Genomic DNA, 26100 nt, shown 5'->3' on the forward strand with positions numbered 1-26100 from the left:
AGAGGTCATTCTGTCATGCCGGACCGTGCAACCGCGACTGATTTCACGATTGCGTGGCATGCGACGCCGGGTTCCAGGGCCAGCGCGCGCACCGAACGGCGCGTAATGCGCGACAGCAGCCGGTCGCGGCCGGATGCGAGCTGAACGACAACCCCGCCGTCGCCATCGTCGCGCATCGCAATGACAGTCGCAGGCAGGATGTTGAGCGCCGACAATCCCTCCGGGCGCGCGCGCGACAAGATGACCTCGTGCGCGGGGATACGTACGCGCAGCAAACGCCCGGGCGGGCCGGAGACCCCCGGCAGAAGGAGGGTCCCCTCCGAGGTGCGCAATTCGCTCAGACCGTCCCCGTGGTGCGCAACGATCCGGGCCTCAAGCACGGCGCCGGCGGCCCGCGGACCGAAGCTCGGCACGACGTCGGGATCGGAAAGGACCTCCGCGGTGGAACCGGCGCGAACCACCCTGCCCTGTTCCAGCACCACGACGGTTGTCGCAAGGCGCGCCACCTCGGGCAACGCGTGGCTGACGTAGAGGATTGGCAGACGGATCTCGTCGCGCAGGCGTTCGAGAAACGGCAGGATCTCGGCCTTCCGAGCCTCGTCCAAAGCGGCCATGGGCTCATCGAGCAGCAGGAGACGCGGCCGGGCGAGCAGAGCGCGGCCGATGGCGACCCGTTGTTTCTCACCGCCCGAGAGCCCCGCAGGCCGCCGCGCGAGCAGGTGCGCTATTCCGAGCATTTCAATGATGCGGTCGAACGCCTCGCTATCGGGAGATCGACGTTGCGCGCGCAATCCGTAGGCCAGATTGCTTCGAACGTTCATATGTGGAAACAGCCGCGCATCCTGAAAGACGTAGCCGACACCACGCCGATGCGGCGGCAGCCATTTCCTGGCGGATGTGTCCCCCATGACCCAACCGTCCACAGCGACGTAGCCTTCCTCGGGCCGGAGAAGGCCGGCGACCGCCTGCACGATGGTCGTCTTGCCGGCACCCGAATGGCCGAAAAGCGCCGTCACCCCGTCTGGCGCGTCGAATGCCGCGTCGAGATAGAACCCCGGCAGGCTGTGACGGAGGCGGATCACGAGCGTCATTGCCCCTCCATTCGCCGCCGGACCCGTCGGGCGAGCAACTCGGAGGCGAGCAACGCGCCCATGGCAAGGCAGATCGAGATCCCCACAAGGATCGCAGCCTGAACCTCGGCGCCCGGAACCTGCAGGAACGTGTAGACAGCCGACGGCAAGGTTTGAGTCTGGCCGGGGATGTTCGAAACGAAGGTAATCGTGGCTCCAAACTCGCCCATAGCCTTCGCAAAGGCGAGAATGGCGCCGGCGATTATCCCCGGCAGAATGAGCGGCAGGGTGATGGTGGCGAAAACACGAAGCCGCCCCGCCCCGAGCGTGGCCGCGGCTTCTTCGAGACCGGAATCGACGGCCTCTATGGACAGCCGGATCGCCCGCACCATGAGCGGAAACGCCATGATGGCCGCCGCGAGCGCCGCCCCCTTCCAGTTGAAGGCGAAGGTAATGCCGAAGGTGTCGTAGAGAAATGCCCCGACGGGGCCTCGTCGTCCGAAGGCGAGAAGCAACAGGTAGCCGGTGACAACCGGTGGCAGGATCAATGGCAGGTGCACCACGCCGTTGAGCAATTGCCTCCCGGGAAAACTGCCGCGTGCCAACAGCAGCGCCACCGCGATTCCCAGCGGCAGGCTTGCCAGCATGGCCCAAAACGAAACCTTGAGCGAGAGCGCAACGGCTTCCCAGGCCTCCGGAGACAACCCGCCCGCCACGTCAGCCGTCCGCCCCAGCGAGCCCGAAACCGTGGGCAACAAAGGCATGGCCCGCCGCAGGGCTTGCGAGATACTCCGCGAAATCCTCCGCCACCCTCGACGTGCCGTCGTGCAACAGGACCATGGGGTAAACAATTGGCGGGTGGCTTTCCGGTGGAAATACTCCAATCGGCGTTACCCGTGGTTCCGCGAGCGCATCGGTTGCGTAGACAATCCCGAAGGGCGCCTCTCCGGTCGCGACGAGCGCCAGCGCGGCACGCACGTTATCGGCCTGTGCGACGTTCGGTGAGATTTCCTCCCACCATCCCAGCGATTGCAGCGCCGCCTTGCCGTAAACCCCGGCAGGGACGGCCTCCACGAGCGCCATGGCGAGGCGGTCGTCACCGAGGCGCAAGGCGAGATCATCGTTGCTCTCGAAATCCAACGGTTTGGCGGCGGGATCGTGGGCCACCACGACAAGCGAATTTGTGAGCAGATCGCGCCGGCCCTCCTCCCGGACCAGCCCTTTTCGCCCGAGCGCGTCCACCCAGGCCGCGTTCGCCGAAATGAAGAGATCGGCGGGAGCACCCGCTTCGATTTGACGGGCAAGCGTCGAGCTTCCAGCGAGCGAGAGGATTACCCTGTTCCCCGTTGCCCGTTCCCAATCCGAGGCGACCGCCTGCATGGCATCGCGCAAGCTCGCCGCGGCGAAGACGAGCACCTGCCCGGCATGCGCAGGCAGCGCCACCGAAATGACCAACAGGATGGCCAGCAGGATTGAAGGACTTGATCTCATAGGGCGTTCACGAGGGCGAATGGCCGCCAAAGTGTGCGCTGCCAGTCAGCCCGCGGCAAGGGCGCTCCGGTGTCGCACGGCGGCAGACGGAAAGAGACGGCCCGGAAAAACCGGGCCGTCCGAATGCGCAGAACGCGGAGGGGATCAACCGATCGCGACGGCTTTCACGTCATCGCTCACGTAAGGCATGTATTGTTCGAAGTTGTCCTTGAACATGCCCACGAGCTTTTCGGCCTGCACGTCGAAGGCGGCCTTGTCCTTCCAGGTGTCGCGCGGGTGCAGCAGGTCGGTCTCAATACCAGGTACTTCCACCGGCACGTCGAAGCCGAAGAACGGATCCTTCTTGAAGGCAACGGATTTGAGCGTGCCATCGAGCGCGGCGGAAAGCAGCGAGCGGGTGGCCTTGATGGGCATCCGCGAACCGGTTCCGTAGGCGCCACCGGACCAGCCGGTGTTGACCAGCCAGCAGGTCGCGCCGCTGTCGGCGATCTTCTTCATCAGCAGGTCGCCATAAACTTCCGGACGCCGCGGCATGAAGGGCGCGCCGAAGCAGGTGGAGAAGGTCGGCTGCGGCTCCGTGATGCCCCGTTCGGTACCGGCCACCTTGGAGGTGAAGCCGGACAGGAAGTGGTACATGGCTTGCTCCGGCGACAGCTTAGCGATCGGGGGCAGCACACCGAAGGCGTCGCAGGTCAGCATGATAACGTTCTTGGGCTGGCCGGCAACGCCCGTCGCCGAGGCATTGTCGATATAGAACAGCGGATAGGCGCAACGCATGTTCGGCGTCAGGCTGTCGTCGTCGAAATCCAGCTTCAGGCTGTCCTCGTCGTAGACCATATTCTCGATAACCGTCCCGAACATCCGCGTTGTGGCGTAGATCTCGGGTTCGGCCTCGGGCGAGAGGTTGATGGTCTTGGCGTAGCAACCGCCCTCGAAGTTGAAGATGCCCTTGTCGTCCCAGCCGTGCTCGTCGTCACCGATCAGCACACGTTTGGGGTCGGCAGAAAGCGTGGTTTTGCCGGTGCCGGACAGGCCGAAGAACACCGCCGATTCCTCGGTTTTTCCGACGGCGTGGTTCGCCGAGCAATGCATCGCCATGACACCCTTCTCGGGCAGCAGGTAATTCAACGTTGTGAATACCGATTTCTTGTTTTCGCCGGCATACTCGGTGCCGCCGATCAAGATCAGCTTTTCCTTCAGGTTCAGCGCGATCACGGTCTCGGAGCGGCAGTTGTGGCGCTCGGGATTCGCCTGGAACGACGGGCAGTTGATGACGGTTAGTTCAGGCACGAATGCGTCGAGTTCGACGCGGGCCGGACGGCGCAGCATGTGGCGCATGAAGATACCATGCCAGGCAAACTCGGTGACCATCCGGACATTGAGCCGGTGCACGGGATCGGCGTTGGCGTAAAGGTCTTCGACGTAATAGTCTCTGCCCTTCATGTGCTCGAGCATGTCGGCCTTGAGGTTGGCAAACCCCTCTTCCGTCATCGCCGTGTTATTTTCCCACCAGATGGTGTCTTCGGTCACGTCGTTGCGGACCACGCGCTTGTCCTTTGGGGACCGTCCGGTGAATTTCCCGGTATTGACTAGCACGGTGCCGCCAAGGCCGATGTGGCCTTCGCCCTTCGAGACCGTGTGCTCCAGAAGCTGCGAAACGAGAAAGTTGTAATACACATTGCCGAGGCCAGTGATACCCTGGTCCTCCAGGCGCATCGCCGGGTTAACACGTCCGTTCGTCATGTGATCGCTCCTATGGACCGCACCAGCGGTCGTCCATTTTCAGTCTAAACGGCTGGCGGGAAATGTGCCTGCCAGCAAGGCCACCTCGGCCCGGCAGGACCCGTATAGCACTGCGGATTCGATCTTGGACTGCGACAAGTGCCACGCGTTAGCGCGAACACGGCGGCCTTTCGGCCGCCGTGCAGGAAATCGGCGGCGGACTGAGCCGCCGCCAATCGAGTTTACTTCGTGGGTTCGCCACGCGGCGTCGCCAGTTCCCAGTGATCCGGGGAGCGCCACAGCCGCGAGCGAAGGAGTTCGCGCTCGAAGATGAATTCCTTCGGCAAGCGGTCGAAGAACTTGTCGAATTGCTCTTCGTGGGCATGCGCTTCCTTGGCACCCGCCTCGCGACCGACTTCCATCAGCTCGTAGAACGTCTCAGCCGGGAAATCGAGACCGGCCCATTCGATGTCCTCGTGACGCGGCATCCAGCCGATCGGGCTCTCGACAGCGTTTCCACGGCCGTGGACACGGTCGACGATCCACTTCAGCACGCGCATGTTCTCGCCGAAGCCCGGCCAGATGAACTTGCCGTTTTCGTCCTTGCGGAACCAGTTGACGCGGAACATCCGCGGCGGGTTCGAGACCTTGCGGCCGACGTTCAGCCAATGGGAGAAATAGTCGGCCATGTTGTAGCCGCAGAACGGCAGCATCGCCATCGGGTCGCGCCGCATGGCGGCTTGACCGATCGCAGCGGCCGTAGCTTCCGATCCCATGGTGGCGGCAAGGTAGACGCCGTGGCTCCAGTTGAAGGCCTGGTAGACCAGCGGCATTTCCTTGGACATCCGGCCGCCGAACACGAAGCCGGCAATCGGAACGCCTGCGGGATCTTCCCATGCGGGGTCGACGGACGGGCAATTGGCAGCCGGCGCCGTGAAGCGGGCGTTCGGGTGCGCGGCCGGGGTCTCGCTTTCGGGAGTCCAGTCGTTGCCTTTCCAGTCGATCAGGTGCGCGGGCTTCTCCTTCGTCATGCCTTCCCACCAGACGTCGCCGTCGTCAGTGAGCGCGCAGTTGGTGTAGATGACGTCCTTCTCGATCGTGTCCATGGCGATCGGGTTCGTCGCACGGTTCGTACCCGGAGCCACGCCGAAGAACCCGGCCTCGGGGTTGATCGCGCGCAGTTCGCCTTCCGGACCCTTCTTGATCCAGGCGATGTCGTCGCCCACCGTCGAGACCTTCCAGCCATCGAAACCCTTCGGCGGCAGCAGCATGGCCAGGTTGGTCTTGCCGCAGGCGCTCGGGAAGGCGGCGCCAAGATAGGTCTTCTCGCCTTCCGGCGACTCGATGCCCATGATCAGCATGTGCTCTGCGAGCCAGCCTTCGTCGCGGGCCATCACCGAGGCGATCCGCAAGGCCAGGCATTTCTTGCCGAGCAGCGCGTTGCCGCCATAGCCGGAGCCGTAGGACCAGATTTCGTAGGTCTCGGGGAAGTGGACGATGTACTTTTTCTGGATGTCACTTTCGCAGGGCCACGGCACGTCTTCCTGTCCGGGCTCGAGCGGCGCGCCAACCGAGTGAATGCATGGGATGAAGTCGCCGTCCGCGCCGAGCGCATCCAGCACTTCCTGGCCCATGCGGGTCATGATGCGCATGTTGGTGACAACGTAGGGGCTGTCGGTGATCTCGAACCCGATCTTCGAGATCGGCGAGCCGATCGGGCCCATGGAGAAGGGAATGACGTACATCGTACGGCCCTTCATACAGCCGTCGAACAAGCCGTTCAGGGTTTCCCGCATCTCGGCCGGCGCTGCCCAGTTGTTGGTGGGGCCTGCATCGTCCTTGTTATTGGAGCAGATGAAGGTCCGGTCCTCGACCCGGCCGACGTCGGACGGGTGGGAGCGCGCGAGATAGCTGTTGGGTCGTTTCTCGGGGTTGAGGCGGATGAACGTTCCGGCATCTACCATCGCTTGGCAAAGCCGGTCGTACTCTTCCTGGGAACCGTCACACCACACGACCTGATCGGGCTTACACAGGGCCTGCATGTCGTCGACCCATTTGATCAGCCGGGCATTGGTGGTTGGTGCTTCCATGCTTTCCTCCTCGGATTGCAGTCAGATTGCGCAGGGGGGGGACCTGCCGGCCTGGGCCACCTTGGCCCGGCGAGGCTCGTATAGCAGCGCCAAAGTGAGAATGGACTGCGACACGACCGGCATGTTACCGCTAACGACGCACTTTCGGGCCTGTCGAATGGCGGGGTTTCCTTTGCTGCATGCCGTGGTACATTGTGGGTTCGGGGCAATGTGATGCAAATTAGTCATTCGCATCCGAAATAGCGGCCACCGCCGACACCGACCCGCATGCGATTCGCATTCCTTGTTGATTCCGCAGCGTCGAAGCGAGAAAATGTGCCGAAAAATGGATCATGAGCAGTACAAGGAACACCGCCATGTCGCGTATCGCGCTCGTTGACGACGACAGGAATATCCTGACCTCGGTATCCATGACCCTCGAGGCGGAGGGTTTCGAGGTCGAGACCTATAACGATGGACAGTCTGCACTGGACGCTTTCAACCGAAGGCTTCCGGACATGGCCGTGCTCGACATCAAGATGCCTCGAATGGATGGGATGGACCTTTTGCAGAGGCTCCGACAGAAGACCGCGATGCCGGTGATCTTCCTGACGTCCAAGGACGACGAGATCGACGAGGTACTCGGACTTCGCATGGGCGCCGACGACTACGTCAAGAAGCCCTTCTCGCAGCGCCTTCTGGTCGAACGGATCCGGGCCCTGCTTCGCCGTCAGGAAGCCATCAACGCGGATGAGGCCGGTGAGCCCGACACGGCGCAGATCATGGTGCGCGGCGACCTTACGATGGACCCGCTGCGCCACGCGGTGAGCTGGCGGGGTCTCGACGTCTCGCTCACGGTCACGGAGTTCCTTCTGCTGCAGGCGCTGGCCCAGCGGCCGGGGTTCGTCAAGAGCCGCGATCAGCTGATGGATGTCGCCTACGACGACCAAGTATATGTCGACGACCGGACCATCGACAGCCACATCAAGCGCCTGCGCAAGAAGATGCGTAGCGTTGACCCAGAATTTTCCGCAATCGAAACACTTTATGGTATTGGGTACAGGTATAACGAGGAGTGATCCTCAAGCCCCGAAGGGGAATACGCGCGTGCGCGATAGTCGCAATGTAGTGAATAGTGACGTCGTTCTTGGCGAGGACTGGGTGAGCCCGGACGCCTCGGATGCCGATGTGCGCCGCAAGCGCGAGAGGCGGGGGTACCTGACCCTCAACCGCTCGCCGTTGGCGCGCAAGATCATCACATTCAACCTGATCGGGCTGCTGATCCTTGTCGGCGGCGTCTTCTACCTGAACCCTTTCCGGGACAGCCTGACGGAACAGCGGGTCAGCGGACTGCATTCCGAAGTCGGGCTGATCGCCAACGTCTTCGAGGCACAATTGCCGCGAAATGCGCCGGTCAGTCTGGCCGGCGGGGACGGGATAAACCCGCAGGCTACGCTCGACGCGCTGGCACTTTCGCGCGGAGTGGAGGTCTACGTTTTCGACACCGCCGGGCAAAAGGTCGCCCACCGCTCCGGCCCGCCTCTCGATCTGGAATCGCCGGGCGGCGTGACGATCATCACGGACTTCCTGAACGCGATCTGGGAAGGCACGTCGCGATTGCTGACGCCCGACAGCCGGGAGACCACGGGCGCCGATGGCGAGGCTCTGGCGCAAACGCTTGTCGATGACATCGCATCAGACCCGTCGCCGTTCGCGACCGGTCAGGACGCCGCGGGCGAGACGCTCTTCGCGGTCGCGGCGCCTGTGCTGCAGGGCGAAAACCTCGTCGCGTCTGTCGCTGTCTCCTCCGCCGCGGGCGAAATCGATTATCTCGTCCGCAAGGAGCGCGAACAGGTCTTGCAGATGTTCGTCATCGCAATTCTCGTATCGATCGGCCTGAGCCTGGTGCTCGCGTCGACGATTGCCAACCCGCTCTCCGACCTTGCTGCGGCGGCTGAAATCGGACGCGACCGCAACGCCCGCAAGATGACGCCCGGCCGCGTGCGCATCCCTGATCTGACCGGCCGGCCCGACGAAATCGGGCGGCTGTCTGGCGCACTTCGCGGAATGGTCGCGGCGCTCTACGACCGGATTGACGCAAATGAGCAATTCGCGGCCGACGTGGCACACGAAATCAAGAACCCGCTGGCCTCGCTGCGCTCGGCGGTGGGCACCATGCGCGTCGCCAAGCGCGATGACCAGCGGGAAAAGCTGCTTGACGTTATCGACCACGACGTGCGCCGCCTGGACCGGCTGGTCAGCGACATTTCCAACGCCTCGCGTCTGGATAGCGAACTCGTCCGGGAAGACGAGGAGCGGTTCGACCTCCTGCACATGTTGACGAACCTGACCGACTACCTCGGTCAGGAAGCCAACGAGAAGGGTGTGGAGTTCATCACCGATCTTCCGCGGCAGCCAATCATGGTGTTCGGCCTGGAGGCGCGCCTTGCTCAGGTTTTCGTCAACCTGATCACCAATGCCATCAGCTTCTGCGAGGAAGGCGACGCGGTGCGCGTCTGGGTCCGCAAGCGCGAGAACCGGGTTCTCGTGGTGTTCGAGGACACCGGCCCGGGTATCCCGGAACAAGCATTGACCAAGATCTTCAACCGCTTCTACTCCGAGCGGCCCGCCGGTCAGTTCGGCGATCACTCCGGGCTCGGCCTTGCGATCTCAAAGCAGATTGTCGAAGCCCATGGCGGCGTCATCTGGGCGGAAAACATTCGCCCGACCGAAGCGGACATTACCTCAGATCCCCTGGGAGCCCGTTTCGTGGTCGGTTTGCCGATCTGACCCATGACCGGGCCGGCGTCGCCTCCTCCCCCACAGGGTGACAACGTGCGGACCGACATGGCCAATGGGTCCAACTCTGAAAAGGCATCGACCGATGCGGGCGGCACCGTCGCGCATGAAACGATACTGCATGCGAGCTGCGTCGCGGTCGACGGTCGAGCGCTACTTGTTCTCGGCGCATCGGGCAGTGGAAAATCCACCGTCGCACTGGACCTCATCTCCCTCGGAGCCACCCTCGTCGCCGATGACCGGACCGTGGTTCGCAGCGACACGTCCGGTTTGATCGTATCGCCCCCAAGTCCCATCGCAGGGAGAATCGAGGCCCGGAACGTCGGCCTTTTGCGCCTCCCCTATTGCGCGGAAGCCGAGCTTGTGCTGGCTTTGGATCTCGACCGGACGGAAGAGCACCGCCTGCCGCCTCGGAGGGAGACAACCATCCTTGGCCAAACGGTCACCTTGCTCTACCGCCCTCCCGCTGTGCATTTCGCAAGTGCATTGCTCCACTGTCTTCGAAACCGGCGTGAAACCCCATGACCCAAACGGACACCCCGATATTCGCTGCCGCCCCGGCGCCGGCACCGCGGATCGTCCTTGTTACCGGGCCGTCAGGCGCCGGCCGAAGTACCGCGATCCGCGCCCTGGAAGACCTCGGATTCGAGGTGATCGACAACTTGCCGCTCAGCCTCGTGCCTCGCCTGATGGACGGTCCGCACGCCGGCCCGCCCCTCGCACTCGGTATCGACACGCGAAACCGCGATTTCTCGACCGAGGCCTTTCTCGAACTGGTGGACGGTCTGGGCGACCGGGACATGGAACTGCTCTACCTGGACTGCCGGCCGGATGTGCTCTTACGCCGGTATTCCGAGACGCGCCGGCGCCACCCCATGGCCCCTGCGGAAAGCCCCACCGTCGGCGTCGCACGCGAATTCGATCTGCTGCAACCGATCCGCCAGCGGGCGGATATCATGATCGACACGTCCGAGCTTACCGTTCACGACCTCAAGGCAGAGATCGCCCGCTGGTTCGGGGCCGGCGGCGTCGATACGCGCCTCGCCCTGTCGGTCCACTCGTTTTCCTACAAGCGCGGCCTTCCGCGCGGGCTGGACATGGTGTTCGACTGCCGCTTTCTGCGCAATCCGTACTGGGAACCAGCATTGCGCGGGTGCGACGGGCTTTCGGACGAGGTTTCAAGCTACGTCATGGAGGACCCGCGCTTCGCCTCCTTCTTCGCGCAGGTGCGGGATTTGACGCTGCTTCTGCTGCCGGCCTACGTGGAAGAGGGGAAATCCTACCTATCGATCGGCTTCGGCTGTACCGGAGGGCAACACAGGTCGGTGACACTGGCGGAACGTCTCGGGAATACGCTTGCGGATGCCGGTTGGCAGGTGTCAATTAGGCATCGGGAACTGGAGCGACGTGCCGCGCAGGGCGGTAGCGCAGCGCAAACGGGGTCTTGAGGTGATCGGTATCGTGATCGTCGCCCACGGCGGCCTGGCGAACGAGTATCTTGCTGCGGTCGAGCATGTCGTCGGCAGACAGGATGGCATGCGCGCCATCGCCATTGCGCCGGAACACGATCGTGTCGCGAAGCAGGCCGAGATCCTCGATGCAGCCAATGCGGTGGACACGGGCGACGGCGTGGTTGTTGTGACGGATATGTTCGGTGGGTCTCCTTCCAATCTCTCGCTCAGGGCCTGCGACAAGGCCAACCGGATGATCCTCTACGGCGCCAACCTGCCGATGCTCATCAAGCTGGCCAAGTCACGGCAGATGGCGGTTGACGATGCCGTCCGAACGGCATTGAAAGCGGGCCGCAAGTACATCAACTCTTTCGACGGAACGCCGGGGGCCAGCCGCTGAATGCCGAATACCGTCACCCAGGTTCTGGACATCATCAACGAAAAAGGTCTGCACGCCCGCGCGTCGGCGAAGTTCGTGGAAACCGTTGAAGCCTTTGACGCAACGGCAGAGGTTCGCAAGGATGGGCTGGACGCTGCCGGCGACAGTATCATGGGCCTTTTGATGTTGGCAGGTTCCCGTGGAACCTCTATTGAAGTCGAGACCAGCGGCCCGCAGGCTGAGGAACTTGCGAAAGCCCTGGCGGACCTCGTCGCAAACCGGTTCGGCGAAGATATGTGAGACGGATGAATTCGGAGTTCATGCTCTTTGGTGGAATCGACCCAGCATAGGCCTGTATTCGCGCGCCGTCCGACCCGTCAGTTGCTTGGACAGGGAGACGGAAACCTTGCCGACCAGCCGTATGACAGGCGGCGGCTCTCCTATGCCAATACCTTTGAAAACCCGGTGCAGGTTGGGCTCATCCACGCAATGGAGGCGGTCACCGGGAAGTTGCGTCTTCTGCGCCTGATCCGCAAGTTCGAAGCGATGGGTGTTCCGAATGGCCAGGCTTTCTGGAAACAGGCGCTCGACGTCATGGGGATCGCGCTCAAAACCCCACAGGTGCAGATCGACCGCATCCCACAATCGGGCCCGCTCATAATCGTTGCCAACCATCCCCACGGGCTGGTGGATGGCATGGTGCTGGCCGAATTGATCGGTCGCCGCCGGACGGATTACAAGATCCTGACGCGTTCGCTGCTCACCGGTGTCGGGGAAATCGACCCTTTCATGATCCCCGTGCCTTTCGCGCACGAGGAAGACGCATTGCAGCAGAATCTGGAAATGCGCCGCAAGGCGATGAAGCATCTCAACGACGGCGGCTGTATCGTGCTGTTTCCGTCCGGCGTGGTGGCGTCTTCGGATACGCTGTTCGGCCCGCCGGTCGAAAGGGAATGGAATCCGTTCACCGCCAAGATGATCCAGCGATCCGGCGCGCGCGTGCTGCCGATCTTCTTTCCCGGCAGCAATTCACGCTGGTACCAGATGGCCAACTGCATTTCCGCCACGTTGCGCCAGGGCCTGCTGCTCTACGAGGTGGTGCATGCGCTCAACAAGCCACAAGCGCCGGTTGTCGGTCACGTCATTGAGCGCGAGGATCTGGCCTCGTGGTCCAGCAACCCGCGTGGATTCATGGCGTGGCTGCGCGAGCGGACACTGGCCCTGAAATCCAGCCAATAACGCCGAGGCACCTCTCGAATATCTTCCGCCCCACCTTTGGGTCCGTGAGACATTCGCGGGGGGCGACGCCCCCCGGTCGATAGGATTACAGCCCTGAATGCGCTCAGCGGGACGGAACCGGCGTATCGCCGCGATAATCGTAGAACCCGCGCCCCGATTTCCGACCCAACCAGCCTGCGTCAACGTATTTCACAAGCAACGGGCAAGGCCGGTACTTTGTGTCCGCCAGGCCGTCGTGGAGCACGTTCATGATGGCAAGACAGGTGTCCAGACCAATGAAATCGGCCAGCTCAAGGGGTCCCATCGGGTGCCCGGCTCCCAGCTTCATGGCGGTGTCGATCGATTGCACGTTACCGACGCCTTCATAGAGCGTGTAAACCGCCTCGTTGATCATCGGCAGCAATACCCGGTTGACGATGAACGCGGGGAAATCCTCGGCGCTGGCCGCGGTCTTTCCGAGCTTGTTCACCACGTCCAGCAGAAGTTGATAGGTTGGTTCATCCGTCGCAATGCCGCGGATCAGTTCCACCAGTTTCATCATCGGCACGGGGTTCATGAAGTGTAGTCCCATGAACCGTTCCGGGCGGTCGGTGCGGCTTGCGAGCCGGGTAATCGAGATCGACGACGTGTTGGAAGTCAGGATCGTCTCGGGTTTCAGATGCGGCTGCAAATCCTCGAAAATCGCGTTCTTGATGGTCTCGCGTTCAGAGGCGGATTCCACCACCAGATCCATCTTCCCGAGATCGGCGAGCGTCAGCGTCGGATGGATACGCGCCAGTGCCGCATCCCGATCCTCTGCCGATATCTTCTCTTTCGAAACCTGCCGGTCCAGGTTCTTGCGGATCGTTCCCAATCCACGGTCCAGCGCCTCCTGGCTGATGTCGTTCAAGGTGACATCGTACCCGGAGAGGGCAAACACATGCGCGATGCCGTTGCCCATCTGCCCCGCGCCAACGATGCCTACGGTTTTGATTTCCATGTTTCCATCCTTCCGTGGATGCAGGCCTGCGAATTCCAGGGGATCATATTCTGCACCTGCAAAATGATCCAGCGCGACCGACCCCGCATGATCGCTGTAAATCGTCTCAACATGTCCGTTTAGCGAATTCGAAACGCCATCGGGAGACTCTGCTGCCCGGGTGTGAAAAAAACGAGGTGGAGGGATGGCTTTCGAGCATCCGGGCGATGGAGCCCTAGACTATTTTCCGTGTCATTACGGCGGGTCCAAACTGCTGTTTCGGGGGCCGCGAAAACCCCTCGACGGCCGATTCGCGGTATTCTTCGGCGGAATCGAGACCTACGGCAAGTTCATCGAGCGACCGTTTCCGGATCTGCTCGGCGACGCGCTCGAGTGCACGACGGTGAACATGGGCTGCGTCAACGCGGGCATCGACGCCTATGTGCAGGACCACGCTCTGCTTGGCGTCGCGGAGCAGGCACGAGCCGCCGTAATTCAGGTGCTTGGAGCGGCGAACCTGTCGAATCGGTTCTACTCCGTCCATCCGCGCCGGAACGACCGGTTTATCAAACCCTCTGCGCTCATGCAGACCATATACCGAGACGTCGATTTCTCGGAGATCACCTTTACCCGCCACCTTCTGCAGGCGCTTGAGGCGGAATGCCCGAGGCGGTTCGACCTGCTGGCCGATGAGCTGAAGGCGGCTTGGGTTGCCCGAATGAAAACCTGGCTCGGCAGAATCCGCTGCCATCGGGTGCTTCTATGGCTGGCCGACCATGCGCCGGAGGAAACGGGCGGCGATTCGGACCCCCGCTTCATCGACCGCCAGATGATCGAGCAATTGCGGCCCCATGTCGACGACATCGTCGAGGTCGTCTACCGCACGCCCAGCCAAGGCTGGCCCTCTGACGGAATGGCCTATTCGGAACTGGAAGCACCTGCGGCACATCACACGCCAGGCGCCGGCGTCCATGCGGAGGCGGCAGCAGCGTTGGCGCCGGTTCTGAAAAACATGGTGCGGTAGGTTTTCGGCGGGCGGTAAGAAAAAAAGGGGCCCGCGCACAAGGCGGGCCCGCTTCACACGCCATGGTGCGATTCAGAGCTTCTCGGTCAGTTCCGGCACGGCCTGGAACAGGTCGGCGACGAGCCCGTAGTCGGCGACCTGGAAGATCGGCGCTTCCTCGTCCTTGTTGATGGCGACGATCACCTTGCTGTCCTTCATGCCCGCCAGGTGCTGGATCGCGCCGGAGATGCCGACGGCGATGTAGAGCTCCGGTGCCACGACCTTGCCGGTCTGGCCAACCTGCCAGTCGTTCGGCGCGAACCCCGAATCGACCGCGGCACGCGAGGCGCCCACTGCCGCACCCAGCTTGTCGGCCAGCGCTTCGATCAGCTTGAAATCGTCTTCCGAACCGACGCCCCGGCCACCGGACACCACGATGCCAGCCGAAGTCAGTTCCGGACGATCGCTTTCGGCCACCTTGTCCTCGACCCACTCGCTGAGCGTCGGCGCATCGGCCGCCGAAACGGTTTCCACCGGCGCGCTGCCGCCGTCGCCCGCAGCGTCGAAGGTCGAGGTGCGGACCGTAATGACCTTCTTGCCATCGCTGGATTTGACCGTCTGGATGGCGTTGCCGGCATAAATCGGCCGCTCGAACGTGCTTGCGTCGACAACAGCGGTGATATCGGAGATCACCATCACGTCCAGCAGCGCGGCAACACGCGGCATGACGTTCTTTGCGTCTGTCGTCGCGGGCGCCACGATATGCTCGTAGTCGCCGGAAAGGCCCACGATCAGCGCCGCGGTCGCTTCCGCCAGGCGATGCCCCAGCGATGCGTCCTCGGCGACGAGCACCTTTGCCACGCCGTCGATCTTTGCCGCGGCGTCGCCAGCGGCCGCGGCGGAGGCACCGGCGCAGAGCACGGTTACCTCACCGAGCGCCTTTGCCGCCGTCACCGCCTTGGCGGTCGCATCCAGCGCAAGTTCGCCATTCGTCACTTCGGCAAGTAGAAGAACCGCCATCAGAGAACCCCCGCTTCGTCCTTGAGTTTCGCAACAAGTTCATCCACCGATCCGACGATCACACCGGCCTTGCGGGTCTCCGGCTCGGAGGTCTTCACGACCTCCAGACGCGGTGCGACATCGACGCCGTAGTCGGCTGGCGTCTTGGCATCGAGCGGCTTCTTCTTGGCTTTCATGATGTTGGGAAGCGACGCATAGCGCGGCTCGTTCAACCGCAAATCCACCGTAACGATGGCCGGCAACTGCACCTTGATGGTCTGCAATCCACCGTCGACTTCGCGGGTCACCACGGCCTGATCGCCGTCCACGCCGACCTCGGAAGCAAACGTCGCCTGCGCCCAGCCCAGCAATGCCGCGAGCATTTGACCGGTGGCGTTCATGTCGTTGTCGATTGCCTGCTTTCCGCAAAGGACCAGACCGGGCTCTTCTTCCTCCACGATCCCCTTGAGGATCTTGGCCACGGCAAGAGGTTCGATATCGGTGTGAACATCGTCCGTCGCCTCGACGAGGATCGCCCGGTCGGCGCCCATGGCGAGGGCGGTCCGCAGGGTTTCCTGCGCCTGCTTCACGCCGATGGAGACCGCGACGATCTCGCTCACCACACCCTTTTCCTTCAGCCGGATCGCCTCCTCGACGGCGATCTCGTCGAATGGGTTCATCGACATCTTCACATTGGCAAGATCGACGCCGCTACCGTCCGCCTTCACACGGACCTTCACATTGTAGTCGATCACGCGCTTGACGGGTACGAGGACCTTCATTCACGTGTCTCCCTAATCGCCAGCCTCCCCGGCCGGCAGTTGCAATTCATTTCCATCGGACCACTTCCTAGCGGAGCGTCCGTCGCTGCAACAGCAAAAAAGCGACAGGTGATACGCCGCAGACGCCGCGTTTTTTGTCGCGCCCCCCGCAAGAATGTTTCGAGTTTCACCGGCGTGATGCACGAATACCACCGTGCGAACGCAGCATCCGCGTGAGGTTTCCCCCCTTCCAAACCGGCCCCGAGCCTTCCAAATCCGCAAGCGTCTGACCCGTTCGACGCGCGCAATCGGAAAACCGGACGGCCGCTAACATCCTGTCTGTCAGCGCGATTTTCGACTGCCGATCCGCCTATCGGTTCGCGCCGGGAACCCAAAGGACATCGGCTGTACCGTTGTCGTTCGCCTTGCGTGCGGCAACAAAGAACCAGTCCGACAGGCGGTTGAGGTACTTGACCGCATGCTCGTTAACCGACTCCTGTTCGGCGAGCGCGACGGCCAACCGCTCCGCACGCCGCGAGACCGTCCGGCAAAGGTGCAGATGCGCCGCGAGTGCGGAACCTCCAGGCAGGATAAAGCTTCGCAGCGGTGCAAGATCGGCGTTCATCGCGTCGATTTCCGATTCCAGACGCTCCACCTGCGCCGCATTCATGCGCAGCGGCGGATACTCGGCATCGGCGTCTTTCTCCATCTCTGGCCGGCAGAGATCGGCGCCGAGATCGAACAGGTCGTTCTGGATCGCCGCCAAGCGATCCGACATCTCCCCATTTGCATGGAGACGCGCGACGCCGATCGTCGAATTGCATTCGTCCACCGTGCCATAGGCGTCCACCCGTTGGGCGTATTTCGGTACGCGGGTGCCATTGCCAAGCGCCGTGGTGCCCTTGTCACCGGTTCGGGTGTAGATCTTGTTCAGAACGACCATGTTCAGCCTCCACGGCGCAGGTAGACGTACAGAAGCACAAGGAGGATCGCCACGAACTGGGCGGCGATCCGGTACCGCATGATACGGTTTGCGTGCTTTCGGTTGAACGCACCGCCCTTCGCAAACCCGCCGATTCCGGTCAGCAAGATCAGTAGCACCACCGCGACGGCGATGACGACGATGAGGAAGAGCGGATCAGACAGCATGGTTTCTCCCTAGGCTGCGAAGGGACATAGCCCTTGCCGCGCCGATTGCGAAGCCCTCTTCAACCTTTCTGTATGATCGCATCCAATGCGCGGGTCGGCAGCAACCGGCGCAACGCACCCATGATGTGAGTCGGCGTTGTCACGTAGTAGCGCGGGCGCGGGTTCGCGCTTTCGAGCGCATGCAGGAGCTTGCGTGTCACCGCTGAGGGCGGAAGCTCGAACATGTCAGGACCGCGATCTTCATAGAGGCGCTTGAGCAGGCTGGCCTTGTATTGTGCGGCACGCGGGGACGCCTCCCAGTCGATCCAGCGTTCGAAATGCGGGATCGAATTCACCCGTATCTTGGAGGTCACCGGGCCGGGCTCGATCAGCACGACCTTGATGCCGGTACCCGCCATTTCCAGCCGCAGCACATCCGTCATCCCCTCGATCGCGTATTTTGACCCGACATATGCGCCGCGCCATTTCATCGGAACGAGCCCAAGGACCGAAGAGCATTGTACAATCCGTCCATGGCCTTGCGCCCGCATGACCGGGATCACGTGGCGGACAAGCTCGTGCCAGCCGAAGACATTGGTCTCGAACAAGGCTCGAAGCCCGTCAGTCGGCAGGTCCTCCAACGCACCGGGCAGCGCGAAGGCACCGTTGTTGAAAAGCGCATCCAGGGTGCCATCGGTGCGGTCCACGGCCTCGCCAACCGCCTCGGCAATGGACGCTTCATCCGTGTAGTCGAGACGGAAACTCTCCAATCCCTCGCTGCGAAGTCTCTCGCAATCCGCGTCGGCGCGGCAGGTGGCAAAAACACGCCAGCCTCGCGCCGCGAGGTCATGTGCCACACCATATCCGATGCCGGACGAACAGCCGGTGATGAGTATGGATTTTCCTGCCATCGAGGGAACCTGCCTTTGCCGGTCCCCTCATGGCGCGTCCGCCGCGCGGGCGCAAGTCGTCAGCCGTCGCCGAGACTCCGCGCAAGAAAACTGCGCGACATGAACCCGGGTTCCGTGCCCTCGCTTGTGCGTACTCGGGCCCAATCGGCCCCCTCGTACGACACCAACTCCACAAGATCGCCGCGCGCGACCGTGCCCACGACACGATATGCCGTCGACGGCCCGGCCCGCACGTTAACGCGCGTGCCCGTCACGTAGAGCAGGGTGGCCTGTGCTTGTTGTGCCTCCTCCTGCGCCGCGCTGCGCCCGCCGTCTCCGACCGCAAAGAAACCCGGGTCGGACAGGCCCGCCAGCACACCGCCTTCCGATTGACCGGACGGCGCAAGGCTGTCTCCCGCGAGCGCCAGAATCGCCGCCCCATTGCCAACGCCCGCATCCTCTTCCTGCGCGAGGTCAACCTGCTCGCTTTCATCGAGGTTCAACGCCTCCATAACGGCAGCTTCGACGCCGCCAGGGGACGCACTTGCAGGCGTCGGCTCCGGCACCGACGGTTCTGCCGTGCCTGTGCTCCGCGTGCTGGTGGTTTCCACCAATGCAACGGGCGGCTTGCTCACGGTCTGGCGATCTGGAGCAATCAACGTTGAAGGCGCGGTATCCGCGCGCGTCACGGCGACTGCATGCGTATCGTCCTCCGCGGGCGGTGCCATCAACATGGCGACACCCAGAACAAGCAGCGTGCCGGCCACATACCGTCCCAGCATGAAAAGTCCTCCAAAAAAATAAACTTGGTGGGAATCACCCCCCGGTCCCGACAGCATACCATGTTGACGTTGCCAAATGCGAAAACGGTGCGTTTCGGAACCGCTTGTTCGCGCCTGCGGCCTTGGATACACAACGATCCATGAGCGACGAAGCGGACCGCCCCGACAACGAGCCCCTGGAGAGTTCCGAACCCCTGCGCCGGGCGATTGGCGAGCGCTACCTGACCTATGCGCTCTCCACGATCATGCACCGGGCACTGCCGGACGCCCGCGATGGCTTGAAACCGGTGCACCGGCGCATCCTCTTCGCCATGCGCGAGTTGCGCCTCACCTCGAGCGGCGCCTTTCGGAAGTCGGCCAAGATCTCTGGCGACGTGATGGGTAACTACCATCCGCATGGCGATGGGGCGATTTACGACGCGATGGCGCGACTGGCCCAGGATTTCGTGATCCGCTATCCGCTCGTGGACGGACAGGGCAACTTCGGCAACATCGACGGCGACAATCCGGCGGCCTCGCGCTACACTGAAGCCCGCCTGACCGCCGCCGCCGAAGCGCTGATGGAAGGCCTTTCCGAGAACGCCGTCGATTTCCGCGAGAACTACGACGGCACCCTGACCGAACCCGAAGTTCTGCCGGCCGCCTTCCCGAACCTGCTCGCGAACGGCGCCAGCGGCATTGCCGTGGGCATGGCGACCAATATCCCGCCGCACAATCTCGATGAACTGGTCGGCGCCTGCCTGCACCTGATCAAGACGCCCGATGCGCGTGACGATACGCTTCTGAACTTCGTTCCGGGACCGGATTTCCCAACCGGCGGGGTGATCGTCGAACCCAGGGAGAGCATTGCGGAAACCTACCGAACTGGCCGCGGTGCGTTCCGACTCCGCTCCCGTTGGGAAATCGAGGAAATCGGCCGCGGACAATGGCAGGTCGTGGTCACAGAGATCCCCTATCAGGTCCAGAAATCGAAACTCATCGAGAAACTGGCCGAACTGATCCAGACAAAGAAAGTGCCGATACTGGCCGATGTGCGCGACGAGAGCGCAGAGGATATCCGCATCGTTCTGGAGCCGCGCTCGCGCAATGTCGACGCCGATGTGCTGATGAACATGCTGTTCCGAAATTCCGACCTGGAAACGCGGTTCTCCATGAACATGAACGTGCTGATCGACGGGCGCACGCCCAAAGTCTGCTCGCTCAAGGAAGTGCTGCGCGCCTTCCTCGACCATCGCCGCGACGTGCTGGTGCGGCGATCGCAACACCGGATGGAGAAGATCGACCACCGTTTGGAGGTACTCGAAGGCTTCGTGATCGCCTTCCTGAACCTCGACCGGGTGATCGAGATCATCCGCTACGACGAAGCGCCGAAAGACGCGTTGATGCGCGAGCAATGGGGGCAGGACTTCCCACGCGCGCTCAGCGAGGCCGACTACGTGCCACCTGCCCCGCTTCGCGATGGCGAGGAAGGGTCGTTGTCGGAAGTCCAGGCGGAAGCGATCCTCAACATGCGCCTGCGCTCGTTGCGCAAGCTCGAAGAGATGGAGTTGCTCTCCGAGCAGGAAGCGCTGATGGAAGAGCGCGCCGGCCTGCAGGATCTGCTCGATGACCCGGAATTGCAATGGGGCCGGATCGGCGAAGAACTCAAGGAGATCCGTGCCAAGTTCGGCAAGAAGGCGCCCGGCGGCGCACGGCGCACGGGCTTTGCAGAGGCGGTCGAGGTGGCGGAAGTGCCTCTCGAAGCGATGATCGACCGCGAACCGATCACCGTCGTCTGTTCCCGTATGGGGTGGATCCGCGCGATGAAGGGCCATATCGCGCTTGATTCCGAATTGAAATTCAAGGACGGCGACGAAGGCCGCTTCCTGTTCCACGCCGAAACCACCGACCGGCTGCTGGTCTTCGGCACCAATGGACGGTTCTACACGCTCTCGGCCTCGCAATTGCCCGGCGGCCGCGGCATGGGCGAGCCGGTGCGCCTCATGGTCGATCTGCCCAACGAGGTGGAAATTGTCGCGCTGATGATCCACCGCGCCGGACAGCGTTTGCTGGTCGCTTCCTCGGCTGGCGACGGCTTCGTCGTCCCCGCCGATGATGTGCTCGCCCAGACCCGCAGCGGCAAACAGGTGCTGAACGTGAAGGGCGAGGTCTCGGCGGTGATCTGCAAGGCCGTGAACGGCGACCACGTCGCCGTGGTCTCCAAGAACCGCAAGTTTCTTGTCTTCCCGATCTCCGAGCTTCCGGAAATGACACGAGGCAAGGGCGTTCGAATCCAGAAATACAACCAGAGCCGTGGACGCCAGGGGACCCTCGAACTGGATGGCGGGCTGTCGGACCTCACGACCTTCCAGGAAGAGGAGGGTCTCAAATGGACCATGCCGAACGGCCAGACGCGCCATGAGAAGGACCTCTCGCCCTACATTGGCAAACGCGCGTCTGTCGGCCGCCAGCCGCCTTATGGCTTCCCGCGCGACAACAAGTTCAGCTGATCGCCGTTCCCCGCCGGCGCCTTTTTAGGGGGCGCTGCCCCCGTCGCGGCACGCCGCGACTCCCCCGGGATATTTGCGGACAGAAGAATGGTCGGAATATCGCGCCATGGTTTTCTTCTGTCCTGAAATATCCCCGCTGGAGGCATTCAGACTCTGCTCAGGTGGACCTCATCAATGCCCGGCTTTCTTGGCCTTCGACAGCGACGAGGACGCGGCCCGAAGTTCCTCGATCCGTTTCTTGAACTGCATCTGCCGCCGGTTCTGGTAGGCGGTGATGATCGGCAGGGTGATATGATAGGCGACGAGGCCGGCGATGAGCCCCGGAACGATCCCTCCGACGAGAAACGGCAGGAAGACTTCGTGGTAGAACAGCTCCAGGCGGTGCCAATTGGCCACGTCGTCCGTGAAGATCGCACGGAAATTTGACCACAGATCGGCGAAGGCACCGGAGAACTTCGTCATCAGGTTGGAGTTCATATGCTCGTGGAACTCCCCGTCCTCGATGCTCCGTTGCATCTGGTGGCGGAAATGTGCGTCCGGCTCCAGCCCGAGGATCCAGTATCCGGTCTTCAACGAAATCGCCGCGATGAAGGGAAAGGTCAGCGGGTTTCCGAAGAAGGTCGCGAGAACCGCGGCCAGGATATTGCCGCCGATGATCCGCGCGGTCACGAATGCCGTGATGAAGTGCAACCCGTAGAACGGCGTGAAGGAGACGAACACGCCGGAAAAGATGCCTCGCGCAATTCGGTGCGGCTTGTCCGGCAGGCGCCTGATACGATGTTGAACATAGATCGCGGCGCGTCCCCAGCCGCCACGCGGCCAGACGCTTTCGGCCGCGATCTGCAGCCAGCTCCGCTTGTCCCGTCTCTTGAAGACCACGCCTCAAGAACTCCCAGCTACTGTGCGGCGCGCATCTCCTCGGAGCGCTCCGCATTACGCACTCGTGCCACCTCGGCCACGTCGTTGTCAGCCTCCAGTGCCGTCATCACCATATGAAGGTGTTCAACGTCGCGCAGATCCACGTCGATTTCGAGGCGATAAAAGTCTGGCTTCCTGTCCATGAAGTGCAGGTCAGAGATATTGGCCTTCTGCTCGCCGATCAATGTACAAATCCGCCCCAGCACCCCGGCGTCGTTGCTGATGGTCATCTCGAGCGTAACGGTGTAGATGGCCGCGTGAAGCCCGGTATGCCAGTGCAGGTCCACCCAACGGTCCGGCTGGTTTTCCAACTCGACGAGCGTCGGGCAGTCGATCGCGTGGACCACCACCCCTTGGCCTCGGTAGGTGATACCGACGATGCGTTCGCCAGGCACCGGCTGGCAGCATGTGCCACGCGTGGGGGTCTGGTCGGAGGCAAGGCCGAGCACGGCGCGTTCCTGCTCAACCTCCTCCCCCTCGCGAGCCGCGAGTTCCGGATAGAGCGTGCTCACCACGTCCCGTGCCGACAGTTCCGCGCTGCCCAGACGCGCCAGCAACTCCTCGCCGTCCTCCAGGCCCATTTGCTTTGCGGCCGTCCTGAGTGCCTTGTCGGTGGCCTTTTTGCCAACGTGGTCGAAGGCAACCCGTGCCAGTTCGGCGCCAAGCTTGATGTAGCGTTCGCGGTTTTCCTCGCGCAGGCTGCGGCGGATCGCCGATTTCGCCCGCCCGGTCACAACAATGTCGAGCCAGGTCGCCTGCGGCCGTTGTCCTTCTGCGGTGATGATCTCCACCGACTGGCCGTTCTTCAAACGGGTCCAGAGCGGGACCCGGACACCGTCTATCTTGGCGCCGACGCAACTGTCGCCGATGCGGGTGTGAATGCCGTAGGCATAGTCGAGCGGCGTCGCCCCCTTGGGCAGCTTGATGACGTCGCCCTTCGGCGTGAAACAGAACACCTGGTCCGAGTACATCTCGAGCTTCATGTGCTCGAGGAAATCCGTGTTGGAGCTGTCGTCGAACCGCTCCGACAAGGTCGTGATCCATTTCGCCGGGTCCACCGCGAACGGGTTTTCGGCCCGCACGCCATCCCGGTAGGACCAATGCGCCGCCACGCCCGATTCGGCGACCTCGTGCATCTGCCGGGTGCGGATCTGGATTTCCACCTGCTTGCCGTCGCGTCCCGAAACCGTGGTGTGAATCGAGCGGTAGCCGTTCGACTTGGGCTGGCTGATGTAGTCCTTGAACCGACCAGGCACCGCTTTCCACCTCTGGTGAATGGCGCCGAGGACAAGGTAGCAATCCAACTCGTCCTCCGTGATCACGCGGAAGCCGTAGATGTCGGAGAGCCGGGAGAACCCCTGCCCCTTTTCCTGCATCTTGCGCCAGATCGAGTAGGGTTTTTTCGCGCGTCCGAAGACTTCGGCGTCAATCCCGACACGGTCCAGTTCCAGGCGGATATCATGGGTGATCTTGTGGATCACGTCGCCGGTCTCACGCTGCAGCGTGATGAAGCGCCGGATGATCGAGGAGCGGCCCTCCGGGTTGAGGACCCGGAACGACAGGTCCTCCAACTCCTCGCGCATCCACTGCATGCCCATGCGCCCTGCGAGCGGGGCGTAGATGTCCATGGTCTCGCGGGACTTCTTCACCTGCTTGTCGGTCTGCTGGTACTTGATCGTCCGCATGTTGTGCAGACGGTCCGCAAGCTTCACGAGGATCACGCGAAGATCCTTCGACATCGCCATGAAAAGCTTGCGGAAGTTCTCCGCCTGCTTGGTCTCCGACGAGGAGAGCTGCAGGTTCGTCAGCTTGGTGACGCCGTCCACCAACTCGGCCACTTCGGTGCCGAACCGACGCTCCACATCGGAATAGCTTGCGCGGGTATCCTCGATCGTGTCGTGCAGAAGCGCGGTGATGATCGTCGCATCGTCCAGCCGCTGCTCGGTCAGCAGCGCCGCCACCGCGACGGGGTGGGTAAAATAGGGCTCGCCGGAGTGGCGCATCTGTCCCGCATGCATATCCGCCCCGAAGGCATATGCCTCTCGGAGTTTGTCCGTGTTGCTGTGCGGATTGTAGGCTGTGACCAGAGCGACGAGGTCTTCGACATCAATCATGACGCGCTGGTCCCAACCCTTCTGGCGCTGGCCCCGGCCCTAGCGGGACTCCTGCGCTTCCATCAGCGCGCGCAGAAGCTTTTCTTCGTCCATGCCATCGTCCGCCGGCTTGTCGGGCGTCTCGGCCCCCATCAGCAGCGCCATGGAATCTTCTTCCGGCTCGTCCACCTCGATCTGGGTCTGGTTCGCCTCGATCATCCGCTCGCGCAGGTCGTCGGCCTGCTGCGTCTCCTCGGCGATCTCGCGAAGGGCGACAACCGGGTTCTTGTCGTTGTCGCGGTCAACCGTGATCTGAGCACCGGAGGACACTTCGCGCGCACGATGGGCGGCGAGCATCACCAATTCGAAACGGTTGGGAACCTTGTCAACGCAATCTTCGACCGTCACGCGGGCCATCGGCAACTCCAGTCCTGCCAGGGGTGGGAGCGCGTTAGTTAGCGCCCCTTGGCAAAAAGCGCAAGGGATTCGGCAGATTCGAGTGGCACGATCCCCGAACGATCTGCCTCGGTCAAGTCCCGGCACATCTGCTGCGCGCTCATGTCAAGCACAGGGTGCCGCCACTCCGGCGCGATATCGCAGAGCGGAATCAGCACGAAGGCCCTGTCCTGGATGCGGGGATGCGGTAGGATAAGGCGGTCCGGCGCGGCCTGTGTCTGGCGATCGAACGGCAGATCGTGCCAGGACTGCCATACGTCCGGATCCGGTAGCACCACGCCGCCAAAATCGAGCAGGTCGAGATCAAGCGTTCGTGCGCCCCACCGTTTTTCCCGGCGACGCTCGAATCGGCCTTCGATCTGGTGGAGGAAGGAAAGCAGCTCTCCGGCACCGAGTGTCGTCGAAACGGATACAACCGCGTTGATGTAGTCGGGCCCCGCCCCTGCCGGCACGCAAGGTGTGGCAAACAGGCGGCTGGCGGCAACAACCCGTGTCTCGTCGCCATCCAGCGCCGCGATTCCCGCCAAAGCGAGTTCGGCCGGCCCCGTCATTCCCAACGCGACATTGGAACCGACCGAAATCGTCGCCTTTGTGTCGCTTTTGTAACGTGATATATCTTGCGGCAAGCCGAGATTTCCCTATTTTCACAGTGCTGTCTGGTTCGATCCACTCAACCACTCACTCTTAGAGCCGGGCAGATATATCGGAAGGATATTTAATGTTCTACAGAGACGAGCGACTTGCGCTCTTCATCGACGGCTCCAATCTCTACGCTGCCGCAAAATCCCTGGGTTTCGACATCGACTACAAGTTGTTGCGCCAGGAATTCATGCGGCGGGGTAAGCTGCTTCGGGCCTTCTACTACACGGCTTTGCTGGAAAACGACGACTATTCACCCATCCGTCCCCTTGTCGACTGGCTGCATTACAACGGCTTCACGATGGTGACGAAACCGGCGAAGGAATACATCGACAGTCAGGGCCGCCGCAAAGTCAAAGGCAACATGGATATCGAGCTTACGGTCGATGCCATGGAACTGGCTCCGCATGTCGACCATGTTGTGCTGTTTTCCGGCGATGGCGACTTCCGTCCGCTCGTGGAAAGCCTGCAACGCTCCGGCGTCCGCGTGTCGGTGGTGTCGACCATTCGCAGCCAGCCGCCGATGATCGCCGACGAGCTGCGGCGCCAGGCGGACAACTTCATCGAACTCGACGACCTGAAGGATGTGATCGGGCGGCCCCCGCGGGAGCCTCGCCATTCGGAACAGGCGGATTCGGAAGAACTCGCGCGCAGCTGATCGCAACACCCGTTGTATCAGGAACCGGCCCGCCCCTTCGGCGGGCCGTTTTGCGTTCGCCCCTGGCACCCTCAGCCAAGCGGGGCTGGACGCGAGGCCCCGGGCG

Annotated in this window: 26 protein-coding genes; 10 read left to right on the plus strand and 16 right to left on the minus strand. The window is 62.6% G+C overall.

The window, feature by feature from the left end; translation table 11 throughout:
• Positions 1–5: 5 nt before the first annotated feature.
• The 5 genes from modC to ARC39_RS22105 form a co-directional block, all read right to left on the minus strand.
• Entirely contained in the window at positions 6–1091 is a 1086-nt protein-coding gene (gene modC, locus ARC39_RS22085; RefSeq protein ID WP_068118072.1) for a molybdenum ABC transporter ATP-binding protein, read from the minus strand.
• Complete coding sequence (modB, locus tag ARC39_RS22090; RefSeq protein ID WP_068118076.1) at positions 1088–1834, minus strand: molybdate ABC transporter permease subunit; 747 nt, start codon at positions 1832–1834, stop codon at positions 1088–1090. The genes modC and modB overlap by 4 nt, the downstream gene beginning before the upstream one ends.
• Positions 1788–2561 (minus strand): molybdate ABC transporter substrate-binding protein, encoded by a 774-nt coding sequence (gene modA / locus ARC39_RS22095; protein ID WP_068118078.1) that lies wholly within the window; start codon positions 2559–2561, stop codon positions 1788–1790. The genes modB and modA overlap by 47 nt, the downstream gene beginning before the upstream one ends.
• 144 nt (positions 2562–2705) lie before the next feature.
• Entirely contained in the window at positions 2706–4304 is a 1599-nt protein-coding gene (locus ARC39_RS22100) for a phosphoenolpyruvate carboxykinase (RefSeq protein WP_068118080.1), read from the minus strand.
• Positions 4305–4525: 221 nt separating this feature from the next.
• Positions 4526–6394: a phosphoenolpyruvate carboxykinase (GTP) gene (locus tag ARC39_RS22105; protein ID WP_268874356.1), complete on the minus strand. Its 1869-nt coding sequence runs from the start codon at positions 6392–6394 to the stop codon at positions 4526–4528.
• Positions 6395–6729: 335 nt separating this feature from the next.
• On the opposite strand from ARC39_RS22105, the gene ARC39_RS22110 reads away from it, so the two are divergent.
• The 7 genes from ARC39_RS22110 (at position 6730) to ARC39_RS22140 (ending at position 12220) form a co-directional block, all read left to right on the plus strand.
• Positions 6730–7431, plus strand: coding sequence for a response regulator transcription factor (locus ARC39_RS22110; RefSeq protein ID WP_068118084.1), 702 nt, complete (start codon positions 6730–6732; stop codon positions 7429–7431).
• On the plus strand, positions 7400–9142 hold the full coding sequence (locus ARC39_RS22115) for a sensor N-terminal transmembrane domain-containing protein (RefSeq protein WP_078059417.1): 1743 nt from the start codon (positions 7400–7402) through the stop codon (positions 9140–9142). The genes ARC39_RS22110 and ARC39_RS22115 overlap by 32 nt, the downstream gene beginning before the upstream one ends.
• Before the next feature lie 57 nt (positions 9143–9199).
• Entirely contained in the window at positions 9200–9676 is a 477-nt protein-coding gene (locus tag ARC39_RS22120; protein ID WP_078059418.1) for an HPr kinase/phosphorylase, read from the plus strand.
• Positions 9673–10599 carry an RNase adapter RapZ gene (rapZ, locus tag ARC39_RS22125; protein WP_068118090.1) on the plus strand — a complete coding sequence of 309 codons (927 nt, stop codon included), beginning with the start codon at positions 9673–9675 and terminating at the stop codon, positions 10597–10599. The genes ARC39_RS22120 and rapZ overlap by 4 nt, the downstream gene beginning before the upstream one ends.
• A 1-nt stretch (position 10600) precedes the next feature.
• Positions 10601–11002, plus strand: coding sequence for a PTS sugar transporter subunit IIA (locus ARC39_RS22130; protein WP_068118091.1), 402 nt, complete (start codon positions 10601–10603; stop codon positions 11000–11002).
• Positions 11003–11281 (plus strand): HPr family phosphocarrier protein, encoded by a 279-nt coding sequence (locus tag ARC39_RS22135; protein ID WP_068118094.1) that lies wholly within the window; start codon positions 11003–11005, stop codon positions 11279–11281.
• A gap of 81 nt (positions 11282–11362) precedes the next feature.
• Positions 11363–12220, plus strand: coding sequence for a lysophospholipid acyltransferase family protein (locus tag ARC39_RS22140; protein ID WP_068118097.1), 858 nt, complete (start codon positions 11363–11365; stop codon positions 12218–12220).
• A gap of 103 nt (positions 12221–12323) precedes the next feature.
• Here the strand turns inward: ARC39_RS22140 and ARC39_RS22145 are convergent, their stop codons facing one another.
• Complete coding sequence (locus tag ARC39_RS22145; protein ID WP_068118100.1) at positions 12324–13199, minus strand: 3-hydroxybutyryl-CoA dehydrogenase; 876 nt, start codon at positions 13197–13199, stop codon at positions 12324–12326.
• A 184-nt stretch (positions 13200–13383) separates the two neighbouring features.
• Between ARC39_RS22145 and ARC39_RS22150 the strand changes: the two genes are divergently transcribed.
• The gene (locus tag ARC39_RS22150) at positions 13384–14202 is read left to right on the plus strand and encodes a DUF6473 family protein (protein ID WP_068118103.1); all 819 of its coding nucleotides are present in this window, start codon (positions 13384–13386) and stop codon (positions 14200–14202) included.
• 72 nt (positions 14203–14274) lie between these two features.
• Here ARC39_RS22150 and ARC39_RS22155 read toward each other — a convergent pair whose 3' ends face one another.
• The 6 genes from ARC39_RS22155 to ARC39_RS26310 form a co-directional block, all read right to left on the minus strand.
• Positions 14275–15201, minus strand: coding sequence for an electron transfer flavoprotein subunit alpha/FixB family protein (locus tag ARC39_RS22155; RefSeq protein ID WP_068118105.1), 927 nt, complete (start codon positions 15199–15201; stop codon positions 14275–14277).
• Positions 15201–15962 (minus strand): electron transfer flavoprotein subunit beta/FixA family protein, encoded by a 762-nt coding sequence (locus ARC39_RS22160; protein WP_068118107.1) that lies wholly within the window; start codon positions 15960–15962, stop codon positions 15201–15203. Before ARC39_RS22160 ends, ARC39_RS22155 begins: the two co-directional genes overlap by 1 nt.
• A 349-nt stretch (positions 15963–16311) precedes the next feature.
• Positions 16312–16884 (minus strand): cob(I)yrinic acid a,c-diamide adenosyltransferase, encoded by a 573-nt coding sequence (locus ARC39_RS22165; protein WP_068118110.1) that lies wholly within the window; start codon positions 16882–16884, stop codon positions 16312–16314.
• Positions 16885–16886: 2 nt separating this feature from the next.
• Entirely contained in the window at positions 16887–17090 is a 204-nt protein-coding gene (locus ARC39_RS22170; RefSeq protein WP_068118114.1) for a twin transmembrane helix small protein, read from the minus strand.
• Between the two features lie 59 nt (positions 17091–17149).
• Positions 17150–17980 carry an SDR family oxidoreductase gene (locus ARC39_RS22175; protein ID WP_068118118.1) on the minus strand — a complete coding sequence of 277 codons (831 nt, stop codon included), beginning with the start codon at positions 17978–17980 and terminating at the stop codon, positions 17150–17152.
• Between the two features lie 59 nt (positions 17981–18039).
• Positions 18040–18741 carry an SH3 domain-containing protein gene (locus ARC39_RS26310; protein WP_068118121.1) on the minus strand — a complete coding sequence of 234 codons (702 nt, stop codon included), beginning with the start codon at positions 18739–18741 and terminating at the stop codon, positions 18040–18042.
• A gap of 140 nt (positions 18742–18881) precedes the next feature.
• Between ARC39_RS26310 and ARC39_RS22185 the strand changes: the two genes are divergently transcribed.
• Complete coding sequence (locus tag ARC39_RS22185; protein ID WP_068118123.1) at positions 18882–21230, plus strand: DNA topoisomerase IV subunit A; 2349 nt, start codon at positions 18882–18884, stop codon at positions 21228–21230.
• A 171-nt stretch (positions 21231–21401) separates the two neighbouring features.
• Here the strand turns inward: ARC39_RS22185 and ARC39_RS22190 are convergent, their stop codons facing one another.
• Genes ARC39_RS22190 through folK form a run of 4 tightly spaced genes read right to left on the minus strand, consistent with a single transcriptional unit; the run spans position 21402 to position 25323 of the window.
• Positions 21402–22109, minus strand: coding sequence for a DUF2062 domain-containing protein (locus ARC39_RS22190; protein ID WP_068118125.1), 708 nt, complete (start codon positions 22107–22109; stop codon positions 21402–21404).
• A 17-nt stretch (positions 22110–22126) separates the two neighbouring features.
• Positions 22127–24262 carry a RelA/SpoT family protein gene (locus ARC39_RS22195; protein ID WP_068118128.1) on the minus strand — a complete coding sequence of 712 codons (2136 nt, stop codon included), beginning with the start codon at positions 24260–24262 and terminating at the stop codon, positions 22127–22129.
• Positions 24263–24301: 39 nt separating this feature from the next.
• Positions 24302–24658 (minus strand): DNA-directed RNA polymerase subunit omega, encoded by a 357-nt coding sequence (gene rpoZ, locus ARC39_RS22200; protein ID WP_068118132.1) that lies wholly within the window; start codon positions 24656–24658, stop codon positions 24302–24304.
• 38 nt (positions 24659–24696) lie between these two features.
• Complete coding sequence (gene folK, locus ARC39_RS22205; RefSeq protein WP_236545355.1) at positions 24697–25323, minus strand: 2-amino-4-hydroxy-6-hydroxymethyldihydropteridine diphosphokinase; 627 nt, start codon at positions 25321–25323, stop codon at positions 24697–24699.
• A 92-nt stretch (positions 25324–25415) separates the two neighbouring features.
• Here folK and ARC39_RS22210 point away from each other — a divergent pair, with 92 nt between their 5' ends.
• Entirely contained in the window at positions 25416–25994 is a 579-nt protein-coding gene (locus ARC39_RS22210) for a LabA-like NYN domain-containing protein (RefSeq protein ID WP_068118137.1), read from the plus strand.
• Positions 25995–26100 lie beyond the last annotated feature (106 nt).

This window comes from Tropicimonas marinistellae (genome assembly GCF_001509585.1).
Classification (GTDB): domain Bacteria; phylum Pseudomonadota; class Alphaproteobacteria; order Rhodobacterales; family Rhodobacteraceae; genus Tropicimonas; species Tropicimonas marinistellae.

What these genes read in the sequence shown, in the direction of transcription:
- modC (WP_068118072.1), bottom strand. Translation starts at nt 1,091, where the DNA reads ATGACGCTCGTGATCCGCCTCCGTCACAGCCTGCCGGGGTTCTATCTC.
- modB (WP_068118076.1), bottom strand. Translation starts at nt 1,834, where the DNA reads ATGCCTTTGTTGCCCACGGTTTCGGGCTCGCTGGGGCGGACGGCTGAC.
- modA (WP_068118078.1), bottom strand. Translation starts at nt 2,561, where the DNA reads ATGAGATCAAGTCCTTCAATCCTGCTGGCCATCCTGTTGGTCATTTCG.
- ARC39_RS22100 (WP_068118080.1), bottom strand. Translation starts at nt 4,304, where the DNA reads ATGACGAACGGACGTGTTAACCCGGCGATGCGCCTGGAGGACCAGGGT.
- ARC39_RS22110 (WP_068118084.1), top strand. Translation starts at nt 6,730, where the DNA reads ATGTCGCGTATCGCGCTCGTTGACGACGACAGGAATATCCTGACCTCG.
- ARC39_RS22115 (WP_078059417.1), top strand. Translation starts at nt 7,400, where the DNA reads ATGGTATTGGGTACAGGTATAACGAGGAGTGATCCTCAAGCCCCGAAG.
- ARC39_RS22120 (WP_078059418.1), top strand. Translation starts at nt 9,200, where the DNA reads ATGGCCAATGGGTCCAACTCTGAAAAGGCATCGACCGATGCGGGCGGC.
- rapZ (WP_068118090.1), top strand. Translation starts at nt 9,673, where the DNA reads ATGACCCAAACGGACACCCCGATATTCGCTGCCGCCCCGGCGCCGGCA.
- ARC39_RS22135 (WP_068118094.1), top strand. Translation starts at nt 11,003, where the DNA reads ATGCCGAATACCGTCACCCAGGTTCTGGACATCATCAACGAAAAAGGT.
- ARC39_RS22145 (WP_068118100.1), bottom strand. Translation starts at nt 13,199, where the DNA reads ATGGAAATCAAAACCGTAGGCATCGTTGGCGCGGGGCAGATGGGCAAC.
- ARC39_RS22150 (WP_068118103.1), top strand. Translation starts at nt 13,384, where the DNA reads ATGGCTTTCGAGCATCCGGGCGATGGAGCCCTAGACTATTTTCCGTGT.
- ARC39_RS22155 (WP_068118105.1), bottom strand. Translation starts at nt 15,201, where the DNA reads ATGGCGGTTCTTCTACTTGCCGAAGTGACGAATGGCGAACTTGCGCTG.
- ARC39_RS22160 (WP_068118107.1), bottom strand. Translation starts at nt 15,962, where the DNA reads ATGAAGGTCCTCGTACCCGTCAAGCGCGTGATCGACTACAATGTGAAG.
- ARC39_RS22165 (WP_068118110.1), bottom strand. Translation starts at nt 16,884, where the DNA reads ATGGTCGTTCTGAACAAGATCTACACCCGAACCGGTGACAAGGGCACC.
- ARC39_RS22170 (WP_068118114.1), bottom strand. Translation starts at nt 17,090, where the DNA reads ATGCTGTCTGATCCGCTCTTCCTCATCGTCGTCATCGCCGTCGCGGTG.
- ARC39_RS22175 (WP_068118118.1), bottom strand. Translation starts at nt 17,980, where the DNA reads ATGGCAGGAAAATCCATACTCATCACCGGCTGTTCGTCCGGCATCGGA.
- ARC39_RS26310 (WP_068118121.1), bottom strand. Translation starts at nt 18,741, where the DNA reads ATGCTGGGACGGTATGTGGCCGGCACGCTGCTTGTTCTGGGTGTCGCC.
- ARC39_RS22185 (WP_068118123.1), top strand. Translation starts at nt 18,882, where the DNA reads ATGAGCGACGAAGCGGACCGCCCCGACAACGAGCCCCTGGAGAGTTCC.
- ARC39_RS22195 (WP_068118128.1), bottom strand. Translation starts at nt 24,262, where the DNA reads ATGATTGATGTCGAAGACCTCGTCGCTCTGGTCACAGCCTACAATCCG.
- rpoZ (WP_068118132.1), bottom strand. Translation starts at nt 24,658, where the DNA reads ATGGCCCGCGTGACGGTCGAAGATTGCGTTGACAAGGTTCCCAACCGT.
- ARC39_RS22210 (WP_068118137.1), top strand. Translation starts at nt 25,416, where the DNA reads ATGTTCTACAGAGACGAGCGACTTGCGCTCTTCATCGACGGCTCCAAT.